Source organism: Pseudonocardia sp. (assembly GCF_025965585.1).
Lineage (GTDB): Bacteria > Actinomycetota > Actinomycetes > Mycobacteriales > Pseudonocardiaceae > Pseudonocardia.
This window is the reverse complement of the sequence record NZ_JAOPWR010000140.1, coordinates 1-13,967: the sequence shown is the minus strand read 5'-3', so window position 1 is coordinate 13,967 and position 13,967 is coordinate 1. Positions and strand designations below refer to the sequence as shown.

The window sequence follows — 13,967 nt, the reverse complement described above, 5'->3', positions numbered from 1 at the left end:
ACTCCTCGGGCACCGCCATGCCGAGCAGCCCCTGGGCGCCCGCGGCCGTGTACAACTCGCGCGGGGCGATCCCCGCGGCCTCCCATTCCGTGTGGTGGGGCGTGATCTCCTTGGCCACGAAGGTCCGCCCGCATGGCGATCCAGATCACCGGCCCCGGCAGGAGTCGCGCGGCATCCCATCTCTCCGGGGGTCCACACCGCCTGGGCGGGAGTCGTCGTACTCATGGGTAACCACTCTCTGTGATGCGCTGCGGATGGGAAGCGTCGTCGATCGGGCGCCCTACTCGGGCGCTACCGGGCGGTAGCTGAAGAAGTTCTGACTCGATGCGACGTTCCGCCTGCCGGCGTCTTCGAGCCCGGCGATGCGCGCGGTCAGTGCCTCGATGGCGTCGTCGACGGCCTCGCCCGCGGACCGCTGTTCCTCCAGCTCGGCGAGGCGGCCGCGCTCGACTACCAGTTCCTCGCGCAGGCGGACCCCGGCCTCGCCGAACGTCAGGAGATCGTGGTCGTCGTCCTCGGGACGTTCGGACGGCAGTTCAGCCATGGGTCGCTCCCTGCGGGCGGTGGTGAGGTCGTGTGGCGCTGAGGTGTTGCGGTCAACGCAGCGATGAGTCTTAATGAGTAGCCCCAATCACGCAACCATCCCGACCACTTCCACTGTTGCCGGTTCGACGACGTCGTGTTGCGACCAGCGCAATGGACGTCGGCCGCCGGAACACGCACTGTGGGGACACGACGCAGGCCGGCCTCCCGGTATCGGCCCGACACGACGAACCGAGGGGTTCCGCGATGCCATTGCAGGACTACATGAAGATCATCTCGGTCGATGACCACCTGATCGAGCACCGGAACGTGTGGACCGACCGCCTGCCTGCGAAGTTCCAGGATGCAGGTCCGAAGATCATCGAGACCGAACAGGGGCACCACGTCTGGCAGTTCGAAGGTGGCATCTACGCGAACATCGGCCTCAACGCCGTGGCCGGAAAGCCGCCGGAGCAGTACGGCATGGAGCCGCTGCGCTACGACGACATGATCGCGGGGTGCTACGACCCCGTGCAACGCCTGAAGGACATGGACGTCGACGGTGTGCAGGCAGCACTCTGCTTCCCGTCGTTCCCCGGATTCGGCGGTGGTGTATTCCACCGGGCCAAGGACCGCGAACTCGCGCTTGCATGCATCCGGGCGTGGAACGACTTCCAGCTCGACGAGTGGTGCGCCACCGATCCTGAGCGCTATGTGCCGGTAATCCTTATCCCCTACTGGGACCCACAGCTGGCTGTCGCCGAGATCGAGCGGAACGCGCCGAAGGGGGCCCGGACGATCTCCTTCCCCGACAACCCCGTGCCGCTCGGGCTGCCGTCGTTCCACACGGACTACTGGGACCCGGTCTTCAGTGCTGCCGAGGCCGCCGGCATGCCCCTGAGCATGCACTTCGGGTCCGCGGGATTCGTGCCCGGGTTCGCACAGGACGCCCCGTTCGCGGTGCCGATCGCCCTGTTCGCCACGAACCTGATGTGGTCGCTCGTCGACCTGCTGTTCTCCCCCGTCTTCTACCGGCACCCTGAGCTGAAGGTGGCCCTGTCGGAGGGCGGGATCGGCTGGATGCCCTACATCCTCGAGCGCACCGACTACACGTGGGAGCGGCACCGCTGGTACCAGCCGATCAACAAGGAGACGCGGCCTTCGGACCTGTTCCGCAAGCACATCTGGGGCTGCATGATCGACGACGTGCACGGGATCCAGAACCGGCACGAGATCGGCGTCGACCGCATCACCTACGAGATCGACTTCCCGCACTCCGACTCGAACTGGCCCAACAGCCGCAAGCGCGCGGCCGAGGTCTTCGCCGACGTCCCGGATGACGAGGTGCACCAGATCGTGGAACTGAACGCACGCGAGCTCTACAACTTCAAGTGAGGCCAGGCCCGCCGTTGCCTCCCCTGAGCCTTGCCGGGGAAGCGACGGCGGGTGAGACTGGTCACGTGGACGTCTCACAGGTGCGGAGTTTTCTCGCGGTCGCCGAGGAGCTGCACTTCGGGCGGGCCGCACGGCGACTCCACCTGACGATCTCCCCGGTCAGCCGGGCGGTGAAGGAGCTCGAGCGCGAGCTCGGGATCGAGCTCTTCGTCCGCCGGCACCACAAGGTCGAGCTCACGCCGGCCGGACGACGCTTCGCCGAGCGCGCCGCCACGGTCGTCACCGACTTCGAGCGGCTCAAATCGGACGCGGCACTGGAGAGCGTCGGGAGCTTCCGGCTCGGGGGCACCCATCTCGGCCCCGCCCGCCGTGCTGGACCGCGTCGCCGATGCCGTGGAGAAGGCCTGCCCCGAACGCCCGGTGGACCTCACCCTCGGGGTATCTGCGGAGCTCCTGCCGGCCGTCGAACGCCGGGATCTCGACCTGGCGCTCGTCGGCCTTCCCGCCAGGCGCCGGGACCTGAACACCTTCCCCGTGGCCAGCGTCCAACTGTCCGTGGCGATGCGGAGGGATGATCCACTCGCCACCACGGGTCGGCTGCACGTGGAGGACATCAACGACCGCATCGTTGTCATGTTGTCCTCGGACGCCGCGCCCGCGTCGCTCGACAGGCTGCGTTCGGAACTCGTGGCCGCGGGCCTGCACAACCTCCGGCAGCTCGACCACCGCGACACGGCCAAGACGGCCACCCACGTCCGGCGCGAACACACTCTCGCCGTCACCATCTCGCCCAGGTTCGGCGGCCTGGCCGCGCTCTACGACGACCCACAGCTCGTGGTGATCCCCCTGGTCGACGGCCCGCGGCAGATGTTCGGCCTGGCGTGGCGGAGCGATCGCGAGGCGGAGCCGGCTCTCCAGGGCATCCTCGGCGCGCTGCGGAACGAATGGGCAGACGGCCCGACGGACCTCTCCGAGTCGAGCCTGACCACAGAAGAGTAGAAGCTTCGAGGCCCGCCGGGCCGATCCCGCTTACTCCCGGACTCACGATCTTCCGACCACCCGGTGCGTGGCGAACTCTCATGGACCAGCCCTGGCCTGGCCGGACACTATATCCGAAGCAGCCTTCCACAGTGACCTCATTGCGAATCGTCCCGCCCTCGTGAGCCAACTCTAGAATTAAGGCTCCTCTTTCGCGTACAGTGTGGTCACGCGCCGAAGCGGCGCCTGTGAGCGCTCGGCCTCCGATTCGAACCTGAGGCCATCGACAAGAAGGAGATCCGCATGGGTCGCGTGGAAGGCAAGACCGTTCTCATCACCGGGGCTGCGAGAGGCCAGGGCCGCGCCCACGCGATCCGGCTAGCTGAGGAAGGCGCGGACATCATCGCCGTCGACCTGTGCGAGGACATCCCGACCAACTCCTACCCGATGGCGCGACGCGCGGACCTCGACGAGACCGTGCAGCAGGTGGAGAAGCTCGACCGACGGATCGTGGCCCTGCAGGCCGACGTCCGTGACCGTGTCGGGCTCCGGGCCGCCGTCGAGCAGGGGGTCACGGAGCTCGGTGGGACGCTGCACGGCGTCGTGGCGCAGGCCGGAATCTGCCCGCTCGGTACGCAGGACGCGCAGGCCTTCCTCGACGCGGTCAGCGTCGACTTCAACGGCGTGGTGAACGCCGTCGACGCTGCCCTGCCCTACCTTGCCGACGGCGGTTCGGTCATCGCGACCGGCTCGCTCGCCGGGCTGATCGCCGGGGCGACCGACAACCCCTCGAACGGCTTCGGCGGGCTCGGCTACTCCTTCGCCAAACGCAGCGTCGCGTCGTTCGTCAACGACCTCGCGATCGTCCTCGCTCCGCGCAGCATTCGGGTGAACGCGGTACACCCGACCAACTGCAACACCGACATGCTCAACAGCGAGGTCATGTACCGGCAGTTCCGTCCGGACCTCGAGAACCCCACCCGCGAGGACGCGCTTCCTGCGTTCCCGGCGATGAACGCGATGCCGGTGCCCTACGTCGAGCCCGAGGACATCGCCGCCATGATCCTTTTCCTGGTGTCGGACGAGTCGAAGTACGTGACCGGCATGCAGATGCGCGTCGATGCCGGCGGCTACGTCAAGCTCCGCCCGCAGCAGCCGACCTTCTGACCGCACCACGGGCCGAGTGCCCTACTTCTCGGAGGTAGCAATGCGTTTCGGCATGCCGTGGCCCGGCGTCGACCTGGCCCGTGAGGCCGAGCAGGCGGGCGTGGGGGCCTTCTGCACGGGCGAGTTCGTCGACCACGACGCGTACACGACCATGGCCGAGATGGCAGCCGGGACCGGGACCGCGCAGATCGGCCCGGCCATCGCCTACGCCTTCGCCCGTACCCCCTACGCGCACGCCACCGCCATGCGGCAGCTGCATCGGACAGCCCCTGGACGTCTTTTTCTCGGGCTCGGTTCGGGCGCATACCGGATCAACCGTGACTGGTTCGGCGTACCCGCCGACCGGCCGGTGGACCGCATCGCGGAGACCGTTCAGGCCACCCGTGCCTGGCTGCACGCCGAGAACGGGGAACGCGTCAGGTTCTCGGGGGAGTTCTACGAGATCGATGCCGACGTCCGCGCTCCGGTCCTGGGCAGACTCGACATCCCGGTGCTGCTGGCCGCGTTCAACAAGCGGATGGCACGAACCGGGGCGCGGGTCGGCGACGGGGTGATCGGTCATGGCCTGTTCACCCGCAGCTGGTGGGACGACGTCGTCAGACCTGCAGCGGAGAAAGGGGCGGCCGAGCGCTCGGACTCGTCGCTGCCTCAGGTGGAGCACGGCTGGATCATTACCGCGGTCGATGACGTCGCACCGGAGCGTGCCCTGGCCGACGCCCGCCGCATGATCGCGTTCTATCTGACGGTCAAGACCTACGACCCCTACGTCACCCACCACGGATGGGAGGCGCCAGTCGAGCAGCTCCGTGCAGCGTTCGCCCGGGGCGACATCGACGCCATGGCCGACGCGGTCACCGACGAGATGCTGACGGAGATCGCGGTCTGCGGAACCACAGCCGAGGCTACGGCGACCATCCGGCGACGGACCGGCTCGCTGCCCAGGGACGTCGGGTACTTCGCCCCGCCGTCATTCATGGTCGGCCGAAAGCGCCGATCCGCCTATGCGACTGCGGCACTGGGGCTGCTCCCCACGGCCACATCGCCCTGAGTGTCGGTTCAGTGGGCGAGCAGCTCCCGCAACTTGAACTTCTGCACCTTGCTGGCGGCGGTACGGGGCAGAGCGTCGAAGATCTCGACTCGTTCGGGCGTCTTCTGACGCGCGAGACCGGCGGACGCGAAGTGCCGGCGTAGCTCGGCAAGATCGAGTGTCCGGCCCGGGACCAGGACCACGACGGCACAGACCTTCTCACCCAGGCGTTCATCCGGCAGGGCGACGACCGCTGCCTGGGCGACGGACGGATGCTCGGCGATGACGTCCTCCACCTCTTTCGGCGAGATGTTCTCCCCGCCGCGGATGATGATGTCCTTCTTCCGATCCGTGATCGTGAGATAGCCCTCGGCGTCCATCCGGCCGATGTCCCCGGTGCGGAACCAGCCACCAGGCAGGAACGCCGCCCGGTCCAACGACTGGTCGGCGTAGCCGATGAAGAGCTCGTGGCCCCGGCTCGCGATCTCCCCCTCCGCGCCCGCCGGGACATCTTCACCGTCGTCGTCCACGAGGCGGATCTCGCTCCCGGGCAGGATCCGGCCGTCCGTGGTGGCTCGCTTGTCGAGAGGGTCATCGGTATGTCCGCAGCTGATCGTGGGATGTTCACTCGACCCGTAGCAGCGATAAGCCGTGACGCCGGCGGCGTCCGCCCGCACGATCAGGGCGGGCGGGACTCCTGCGGCACCGGTCAGGAACTCGACGAGCGATGCCAGGGTGGCCGTGCCCCGGTCGCGCTCGTCGAGAAGACCTGCCAGCTGAACCGGAGCGCCGACGCCATAGGTCAGGCCGTACTCGTCGACCAGCCGTGCTGCCTGCGCCGGGTCCCAGGTCTCGAGGACGACGGTGGGGGTCCCGTGCACCAGCACGCGCAGCATGCCGAGGAGGCCTGCGACGTGGCCGGCGGGGAAGATCGCGAGCTGACGGACCTCACGACCCGGCCCACGCCGCATGGCCTGGGAGAAGACCTCGGCAAGCAGGGTGCGGTGCGAGTGCTGCACGCCCTTCGGGTCGGAGGTCGTTCCGGACGTGTACACGAGCATCGCCCGATCGTCGGGCGATCTGGTGGGCGGGACGAACGGCGGCCCGCCGGCGCCGAGCAGGTCGCCGAAGTCGATGGCGTCATCGACATCCGCACCATCGCCCACGACGACGACCGTCCTCAGTGAGGCAGGACGGGCGAGACCTTTCATGATCGTCGCCGCGTGCGCCCGTCCGCGGGCCTCGGCCGACAGGACCAGGGCGACCGCACCCGACTGCGCCAGGATGAAGGCCAGCTCCCTCGGCCCGTAGATCAGGACGATCGGCAGGAGCACGGCCCCACAGAGCGACACAGCGGTCTGTGTCACCGTGCCCTCGTAGGTGCTTCCCAGCTGCACCGCAACGACGTCACCGGGTCCCACACCCAGCCCCTGCAGGGCACCGGCGACCCGTTCCGCGGCGGCCACCACGGCACCGAGCTTCGTCTCCCTGGTCGCCCCGGGCCACTGAAGACGACATCGACGTCGCCGTAGATCGATCGACCGTGGTCGATCTGCGCACTCAGCGTCGGCTGCGGAACGGCCTGTTCATGAACCCCGATCACGTGACCGCGCCCGAGATCTTCAGCTGCAGCAGGTCCTCGTCGCCCCAGCCCAGCTCGCGGAGCACCTCGTCGGTGTGCTCGGCGAACTGCGGCGCGCGCGAGAGCACGGCAGGGGTCTCGTCGAACTGGACCGGGTTGGTGAGGAGCTCCCGGTCCACACCGTCGGCGTCGACCAGCGGTGCGATGAGCCCGTTCGCGCGCAGCGAGGGGTCCTGGCCGACCTCCCAAGAGTTCTGCACCGCGGCCCACTGGCCCTTCATGCCCTCGAAGGTCTCGACCCACTCGTCGAAGGTCCGCTGTTCCATGATCTGCGCGACGATCTCGGCCGCGGCCGCGGCGTTCGCCATGATCTTCGCGGTGCTGTCGAACCGTTCGTCGGAGATCAGGTCCTCCCTGCCGACCACGGTGCAGAACTCGGGCCAGTACTGGCCCGGTTGCAGCATGGTGAGCTCCAGCCATCGCCCGTCGGCGGTCCGATAGGCGCCCACGAGCGGGTTGCTCGCCGACCCGTGCTTCGGCTTCTCGACCACCGGCAGCGGTCCGTCCGCCATCAGGGCGAGGTTCACGGAGAACTGGGTGGCCCAGGCACCCACGCCGATCAGCGACACGTCGACGACGGACGGCTCGCCGGTGACCTTGCGCGAGTACAGCGCCGCTGCGATGCCCCCGGCGATGGTCATCCCACCCATCGAATCACCGTAGGCTCCGGCCGGCATCGACACCATGCGGTCCGCGCCGGGTGGGGTCGTGCCTGCCGCGCTGCCGCCGCGCGCCCAGAAGGCGGTGCTGTCGTACCCGCCCTTGTCCGCCTCGGGTCCCCGTGCGCCGAAACCGCTCCCCCGCACGTAGATGATGTCGGGATTGATCGCCCGGATGTCCTCCAGATCGATCTTCAGCCGAGACCGCGGCCCCGGCAGGAAGTTGGTCAGGAAGACATCGGCGGACCGTACGAGCTCCTCGAGCACCGCACGGGCCTCCGGCTTCTCCAGTGCCAGGCCCACACTGCGCTTTCCCCGGTTCGGCCCCTCCATGATCGGGAAGAACGACGAACCCTTGCTCGCCACATCGAGACCGAGCAGCCGGACGAGTCCGCGCTGGGCGTCCCCGCGCTCCGCGTGCTCGATCTTGATCACGTCCGCGCCCCAGTCCGACAGCACCGCACCGGCCGCCGGCACGAACGTGAACTGTGCGACCTCCAGGATCCGCACGCCCTCCATGGGTCTCTGCACCGAACCGCCTCCTCGTCGAATCCGGCCGGACCACCGCTTCGAGCGGCGTCCACGCTGCTACTGGCCACTGCCGCGAGAGGCCCCCAGGGCCCACCCACAATGGTCCTAGAACAGTATCCGAAATAGGTGGCCCGCCGCCATCCGTCGATCGGAGACCCCCCGCCGGGTGCGCGTACCCGTGCCCCCGACCAGCTCTACCGCAGGCCTGTAGGCGAGCCGAGCGGGGAGCTTGCTGACGAAGGATCACGCGACTAACGTGGGTGCCCAGTTAGGTATCCTCAAACGAACTACTCACGGGACGCGAAATCGTCGCGGTCTCAAGGAGACAACGTGGACGACGCGGATCCGGGACGACCGATCCCCCAGCCCTCGCTCGCCAGTGCAGCCTTCTGGGCGTCGGGGGCCGACGGCGTTCTCCGGATCGCGCAGTGTTCCGACTGCTCGCGACGCATCCACCCTCCGCTGCCGATATGCCCCGATTGCCGCGGGCGGTCCATCGAGCTGAACGCCGTCTCCGGTCGGGCCGTCGTCGCCGGTTTCAGCGTGAACCACCAGGCCTGGCTGCCGAACTTCCCACCGCCGTACGTCGTGGCCGTCGTCGCGGTCAAGGAGGACGACCGGGCCCGGCTGACGACCAACATCATCGGCTGCGATCCGCAGGACGTGCAGATCGGCATGCGGGTCCGGGTGAGATTCCAGCGGCAGGCTGACGACATCTGGCTGCCGCTGTTCGAGCCGGATCCCGAGACCGAGGGGCACGGCCCGATCCCGGAGCCGCGGGATGTGAGGTCCGGACTTCGCCCGATGGCTTCTCCCACGAAGTACGAGGACAAGGTGATCCTCAGCGGTGTCGGTCAGTCCCGGGTCGGCCGTCGGCTGATGACCGATCCCCTGTCGCTGACGGTCGACGCCTGCCTTGCCGCGGTCGCCGACGCGGGACTCGAGCTCGACGACATCGACGGGCTGTCGACCTATCCCGGATCCAGCAGCCGCAACGGCATGGGCGAGGGCGGGATCATGGCCTTGGAGGAGACGCTCCAGCTTCGCCCCACCTGGGTCAACGGCGGCGCGGAGGTGCCCGGCCAGATCGGCTCCATCACCCAGGCGATGCTGGCTGTCGCGTCGGGACTGTGCCGCCACGTCCTGTGCTTCCGCACGGTCTGGGAGGCGTCGTTCAGTGCACTGGCGAGAGCAGGCCGATGGCCACAGGACGGGGGCCGGGCTACCGACATGTTCGAGTGGCGCGCGCCCTTCGGGGCGATGTCCGCGGCCCAGTGGATCGGCGTCAACGCCTCGCATTACATGCATCGCTACGGGGTCGGCCGAGAAGCCCTCGGCGCCATCGCGGTCACAGCCCGGGCCGGCGCGGTTCGCAATCCCGAGGCGCTCTACCGGGACCCCCTGACCCTCGACGACTACTTCGCGGCGAGGATGATCACCACACCGTTCGGCCTCTACGACTGCGAAGTGCCGTGCGACGGCGCGATCGCCGTCATCGTCTCGGCCGTGGAGACCGCACCGGACCGTCCCAAGGCTCCTGTGTACGTCGAGTCGATGGGCACGCAGGTCCTCGAGCGTCTGTCCTGGGACCAGGACACCCTGACCCATCTACCCCAGGCGCAGGGGCCTTCGGCCCACCTGTGGACACGGACGGCTCTCACCCCCGACGACGTCGACGTCGCCCTGCTCTACGACGGATTCACCTTCAACGCGCTCTCCTGGCTCGAGGGCCTGGGATTCTGCGGCCTGGGCGAGGCGACCGACTTCATCGGTGACGGCTCCGCGATCGCGCTCGGCGGCAAGCTCCCGATCAATCCCCACGGAGGGCAGCTCTCCGCAGGCAGACTGCACGGGTACGGCTTCGTTCGTGAGGCGATGTTGCAACTGCGCGGCGAGGCGACCGGCCGACAGGTGGACGGCGCACGGGTCGCAGTGGTGACCGCAGGGGGCGGTGTGCCGTCCGGTGCGATGCTCCTGCGTACGGGTTCCTGATCGTGGGGGTTCGCGGCCTGGACCGCGGTGAACATGCGGCACTGGTGATCAACGAATGCCAGAACGGGATGATCGACGCTGCCCACAGCACGAACGAGGGTCTCGTAGCTCATATGGTCGATCGCGACGTCGTGCGGCGCATCGCCGATCTGGCCGAGGTGTGCCGGCGCGCCGGCGTGCTGGTCGTGCACTCGACGATCGTGCTTCGCGCGGACGGAGTCGGGAGCGAGCCGTCGAGCCTGCTGCTGGGCGCGCTGATCAAACGCGGCGCCGTGGTTGAAGGGCGACCGGAGGCCGAGATCCACCCGGATCTCGCGCCCCGGCCGGGCGACTACGTACTACGTCGGATGCACGGGCTGGCCCCGTTCCACGGCACGGAGCTCGAACCGGTCCTTCGCCAACAGCGGGTCCGGACAGTGATCGTCACCGGTGTGTCGACGAACATCGGGATACCGGGCATATGCCTCGAAGCGGTCGACCGGGGTTTCACCGCTGTCGTGCCCGAGGATTGTGTGGCCGGCAGTTCGAGCGACATCCACAACTTCCAGATCGAACACATCCTGCCGCTCCTCGCGACGGTGACGACAGCACAGGACGTGATCCACGTGCTCGAGGAACATGGACCGCGCTGGAACGACCCTCGAACCTCATCGGACGGCTCAGGAGGGCGCAGCCGGTGACATCTGATGACGACCGCAGCGGCCACAACAGGACGGTCGCGCACGGTGACCCGATCGCCCCGGCCGGCTTTCCCGAGATGATCGATGCGATGCGTGATCTGCAGGACCGGATCACGGCGGCCGCACCACCGGCCGGAGTCGTCGCCCAGGCGACGGCGACGCTCACCGCGCTGAGCGCCTGTCTGGACCGGTTCCGCCTCCTCGAGAGCGAGCAGATCACCGGCCGCCTCACCGACCTCCCCGGACGCGCACAGACGATGATCCCTGTCGTGCACGTCGGATCCGCTGACGACAACAACTTCAGTGGATCGGTCACCTACGGACGGTTCTACCTCGGAGGCAACGGCGCCGTGCACGGCGGCGCCGTCTCCCTGCTGTTCGACGACGTCCTGGGCCGGCTGGCGACCGCAGGCTCACACCCGTACTCGCGCACCGCTTACCTGCACGTCGACTACCGCTCGATCACCCCTGTCGAACGAGAGCTCCGGATCGAGGCACGCCTCGAACGGGTCGAAGGACGTAAGCGGTACGTGCGGGGGACACTCTCTGACGGAGACAGACTCTGCGCAGAGGCCGACGGGCTCTTCGTCACGCTCAGGCCCGGCCAGCCCTGATCCGACATCCACCGATCCCTCTCAGTGGTACCAGGCGGTGAGAGCTTCGAGATGCCGGCGCATGCGATGGCGCGCGACACCTCCGTCACCCTCGAGCAACGCGTCGAGGATGCGCCGATGGATCGCCACGACCGCGTCCGCGGCGTCGGGCCCGGGGGCCGGACTAGCGGTATTGGCGGTGTGCCGGGACCACAGCTCGGTCAGAATCCGCAGGAAGAGCCCCAGCACGGGATTCCCCGACAGGTCTGCGAGCTCGGTATGGAAGTGGTCGGCCCCCGTCCGCCCGGGGGCGGTGGCCTCATCTGTGCGATCGATCGCGGCGTCGAGACGCAGAGCCACGTCCGGATCCTCGCGTCGGGCGATGACCCGCTCCAGCGTGCCGAGCTCGACCGCTTCCCGCACGATCTGCAGATGCTGCGGCCCCACCGCGCGATAGTCGAGGTACAGCGCCATCGTGTCGATGCTGGCGTCGGGCTCGGGCTCGGCGACGACGAGACCGCCACCGGGCCCACGCCGCATGCGGGCCACCGAGTGGTACTCCAGCAGCCGGACCGCCTCGCGGAGCACAGCTCGACTGATCCCATATCGGGCCAGCAGGTCGGTCTCCGACCCGAGCACGTGGCCGATGGGCCATCCTCTGCGGGCGATCTCGTCGTGGATACGCGACGCGATGACCTCGGCGAGCTTCGCACCCGGACCGTCCGCGACCTCCGTACGTGCGGTGGTGGGCCTACCCACCCGCTTGATCCGGTGTGCCAGCAGCCAGGCCGTTGTCTCCTCGAGATGTTCCGCCATCGCGGAAGCAGCTCGTCCACCGTCGCCCGCGATCACCGCTTCGACGATGGCGACGTGACGCTCCCGTGACGACCTCTTGCCCTGTGCCGCCTCGTCCTTCGAGACTCGCCGGGTGGTGTGGGCGTATCGCGTGGTCATTCTCGTCAGGACGTCGATGAAAAGTTCGAGGGCAGGGTTGCCAGAGAGTTCACCGAGTAGGACATGGAGTACGTCCTGCGAGTAGATCCCCGGCTCATCACGGCGTTCGCCCTCCTCGACGAGCAGTGCCCGCAGCCGCTCGATGCCGTTCTCCTCGATGAGATCTGCTGCGATGGACGCGGCGAGGGGTTCCAGCAGCAGGCGCGCGTGCATGAGGTCCTCGACGCTGAGGCCGATGTACTCGAGGTAGATGACCAGGGCGCGAGTCGCAGGAACGGCGTCGGGTGCGCAGACGAAGAGGCCGCCGTTCGGTCCGCGACGCATGCGTGCGACCTGGTGGTGCTCCACGAGGCGCACGGCCTCCCGCAGGACCGAGCGGCTCACGCCGTACTCCTCGCGCAGGTTCTGCTCCGAGCCGAGCACCTCGCCCACCGGCCAGCCCCGCCGAATGATCTCCGCCTCGATCCGAAGAGCCACCTGGGCGGCCAGCTTGTCGGCCGGTGCGCCACTGAGATCGTCCGCCGCGGAGACGAGGCGAACAGCGGGCGCAGCGTCCTCCACAGAAGGCGCGCCCACCTCGACCTCGGGCATCAACACGGCTACTCCTTGGTCGCGATATCCGGATCCTCATCCTAACGCCCGATCAGATCAATGCCGGTCAACACCACAGAAATGCAGCGTTACGGGTCATTCTGTAGGGGACGTGGGGAAGATCGTCACCAGCACGGGGCACGCATTGACCACCGAGATCACGCGATCAGCGTCCGTACCGTTCCGGCAGAGGATCATGAAAGCCCCGACGCTCACGGGTTGTCGACGAGCCGGATTTGCCAACGAGCCAGCCCACCGCATCGGATCACGGACCAGTTCCGGCCGGCAGAATCACCGTCGACGGTGAGGTCGCCCACGACCTGGAGCAGCCTGCGCCGCCGCCGGCCCAGATCGTGTTCCAAGGATCGGGCGGCGTCTAATCCGCTGCTGGTGAAGGTCCGGGGCGGGATGGTCGGGGCGTGGTGGGAGAAGTCGCTGCGCCGGGCGAAATGGAGGTACCTGCCCCACTCCCACAACGACTTCATCTTCGCCATGGTCGGCGAGGAACTGGGCTTCGTCGGCGGCTTCGCCGTGCTCGCCCTGTTCGCCACCCTCGCCTACACCGGGTTGCGCGTCGCCACCCGCAACACCGATCCCTGGGTCAAGATCGTCGCCGGCACCATGACGATGTGGCTGGTCGGCCAGGCGGCGATCAACATCGGGTACGTCGTCGGGCTGCTCCCGGTGACCGGCATCCCGCTGCCGCTGATCTCCTCAGGCGGAACCTCGCTGGTGGTGACCATGTTCGTGTTCGGGATCCTGGCCAACGCGGCCCGCCACGAACCCGAGGCGGTGGCCGCGCTGCGCCGCCACGGCCAGGGCCGCCTCGCCCGCCTGCTGGGCCTGCGCCTGCCCGAGCCCTACCCGACGCATCGCCGGGCCCCGACTCCGGGTCCGGTCCGGTGAGCCGGACATCAGGGCGGTACCGCGCTTAGCGGTACCCCTAGCGGGTATCTCCAGGGTGGTGGCGGCGGAGATACCGGAGGTGAGCTCCGTGGCGCTGGTGGGAGGGACCAGGCAAGCCCGGTCGACAGCCATCCTTGCCTTGACCGACCCTCACACTCGCGCTCGGCAACGCCGCCCGACCCGAAGGACCCCACAGAGGCACTCGGCTGGTGGGCGAGTGGGGTTCAGGGAGGTGGTGTCATGGCGGTGCTGAGCGGGATCGGCCACGCCCTGGCGGTGGCCGGGAGCATGGCCTGGCAGATCATCTGGTCACTGATCCTCGGGTTCACG

Annotated in this window: 13 protein-coding genes and 1 pseudogene; 9 read left to right on the top strand and 5 right to left on the bottom strand. The window is 68.4% G+C overall.

Annotated features, from left to right (window positions below; all coding sequences use genetic code 11):
- Positions 1-118 (bottom strand): acyl-CoA dehydrogenase family protein (locus tag JWR81_RS08865; RefSeq protein WP_297649321.1); only part of this gene is annotated, 118 nt, incomplete at its 3' end.
- 162 nt (positions 119-280) lie between these two features.
- Entirely contained in the window at positions 281-544 is a 264-nt protein-coding gene (locus tag JWR81_RS08860) for a hypothetical protein (RefSeq protein WP_297649315.1), read from the bottom strand.
- 245 nt (positions 545-789) lie between these two features.
- Between JWR81_RS08860 and JWR81_RS08855 the strand changes: the two genes are divergently transcribed.
- The 5 genes and pseudogenes from JWR81_RS08855 (at position 790) to JWR81_RS08835 (ending at position 5,110) form a co-directional block, all read left to right on the top strand.
- Positions 790-1,917: an amidohydrolase family protein gene (locus JWR81_RS08855; protein ID WP_297649313.1), complete on the top strand. Its 1,128-nt coding sequence runs from the start codon at positions 790-792 to the stop codon at positions 1,915-1,917.
- A pseudogene (locus JWR81_RS34295) lies at positions 1,914-2,108 on the top strand (LysR family transcriptional regulator); the annotation flags it as partial. The gene JWR81_RS08855 and the pseudogene JWR81_RS34295, both read left to right, overlap by 4 nt.
- A gap of 178 nt (positions 2,109-2,286) precedes the next feature.
- The gene (locus tag JWR81_RS08845) at positions 2,287-2,916 is read left to right on the top strand and encodes a LysR family transcriptional regulator substrate-binding protein (RefSeq protein ID WP_297649311.1); all 630 of its coding nucleotides are present in this window, start codon (positions 2,287-2,289) and stop codon (positions 2,914-2,916) included.
- 282 nt (positions 2,917-3,198) lie between these two features.
- A complete protein-coding gene (locus JWR81_RS08840) occupies positions 3,199-4,062 on the top strand; it encodes a mycofactocin-coupled SDR family oxidoreductase (protein WP_297649309.1) in 864 nt (287 codons plus the stop codon).
- Positions 4,063-4,102: 40 nt separating this feature from the next.
- A complete protein-coding gene (locus JWR81_RS08835; protein ID WP_297649307.1) occupies positions 4,103-5,110 on the top strand; it encodes an LLM class flavin-dependent oxidoreductase in 1,008 nt (335 codons plus the stop codon).
- Between the two features lie 8 nt (positions 5,111-5,118).
- Here JWR81_RS08835 and JWR81_RS08830 read toward each other — a convergent pair whose 3' ends face one another.
- Together JWR81_RS08830 and JWR81_RS08825 are read right to left on the bottom strand one after the other, a co-directional pair.
- Positions 5,119-6,558, bottom strand: coding sequence for an AMP-binding protein (locus JWR81_RS08830; protein WP_297649305.1), 1,440 nt, complete (start codon positions 6,556-6,558; stop codon positions 5,119-5,121).
- Between the two features lie 130 nt (positions 6,559-6,688).
- Complete coding sequence (locus JWR81_RS08825) at positions 6,689-7,921, bottom strand: CaiB/BaiF CoA-transferase family protein (RefSeq protein WP_297649303.1); 1,233 nt, start codon at positions 7,919-7,921, stop codon at positions 6,689-6,691.
- A gap of 330 nt (positions 7,922-8,251) precedes the next feature.
- On the opposite strand from JWR81_RS08825, the gene JWR81_RS08820 reads away from it, so the two are divergent.
- Genes JWR81_RS08820 through JWR81_RS08810 form a run of 3 tightly spaced genes read left to right on the top strand, consistent with a single transcriptional unit; the run spans position 8,252 to position 11,207 of the window.
- Positions 8,252-9,913, top strand: coding sequence for an OB-fold domain-containing protein (locus tag JWR81_RS08820; protein ID WP_297649296.1), 1,662 nt, complete (start codon positions 8,252-8,254; stop codon positions 9,911-9,913).
- Between the two features lie 2 nt (positions 9,914-9,915).
- A complete protein-coding gene (locus JWR81_RS08815) occupies positions 9,916-10,593 on the top strand; it encodes a cysteine hydrolase (RefSeq protein ID WP_297649293.1) in 678 nt (225 codons plus the stop codon).
- Positions 10,590-11,207 carry a PaaI family thioesterase gene (locus tag JWR81_RS08810; RefSeq protein WP_297649291.1) on the top strand — a complete coding sequence of 206 codons (618 nt, stop codon included), beginning with the start codon at positions 10,590-10,592 and terminating at the stop codon, positions 11,205-11,207. Before JWR81_RS08815 ends, JWR81_RS08810 begins: the two co-directional genes overlap by 4 nt.
- A 21-nt stretch (positions 11,208-11,228) precedes the next feature.
- Here JWR81_RS08810 and JWR81_RS08805 read toward each other — a convergent pair whose 3' ends face one another.
- Entirely contained in the window at positions 11,229-12,731 is a 1,503-nt protein-coding gene (locus JWR81_RS08805) for a FadR/GntR family transcriptional regulator (RefSeq protein WP_297649319.1), read from the bottom strand.
- Positions 12,732-12,791: 60 nt separating this feature from the next.
- Between JWR81_RS08805 and JWR81_RS08800 the strand changes: the two genes are divergently transcribed.
- Entirely contained in the window at positions 12,792-13,637 is an 846-nt protein-coding gene (locus JWR81_RS08800) for an FtsW/RodA/SpoVE family cell cycle protein (protein WP_367278760.1), read from the top strand.
- Positions 13,638-13,967: the final 330 nt, after the last annotated feature.

Bases quoted from the DNA above. Each gene is read 5' to 3' on its own strand.
- JWR81_RS08800 (WP_367278760.1), top strand. From the start codon at position 12,792: ATGCCGGTCAACACCACAGAAATGCAGCGTTACGGGTCATTCTGTAGG.
- JWR81_RS08860 (WP_297649315.1), bottom strand. From the start codon at position 544: ATGGCTGAACTGCCGTCCGAACGTCCCGAGGACGACGACCACGATCTC.
- JWR81_RS08805 (WP_297649319.1), bottom strand. From the start codon at position 12,731: ATGCCCGAGGTCGAGGTGGGCGCGCCTTCTGTGGAGGACGCTGCGCCC.
- JWR81_RS08835 (WP_297649307.1), top strand. From the start codon at position 4,103: ATGCGTTTCGGCATGCCGTGGCCCGGCGTCGACCTGGCCCGTGAGGCC.
- JWR81_RS08840 (WP_297649309.1), top strand. From the start codon at position 3,199: ATGGGTCGCGTGGAAGGCAAGACCGTTCTCATCACCGGGGCTGCGAGA.
- JWR81_RS08855 (WP_297649313.1), top strand. From the start codon at position 790: ATGCCATTGCAGGACTACATGAAGATCATCTCGGTCGATGACCACCTG.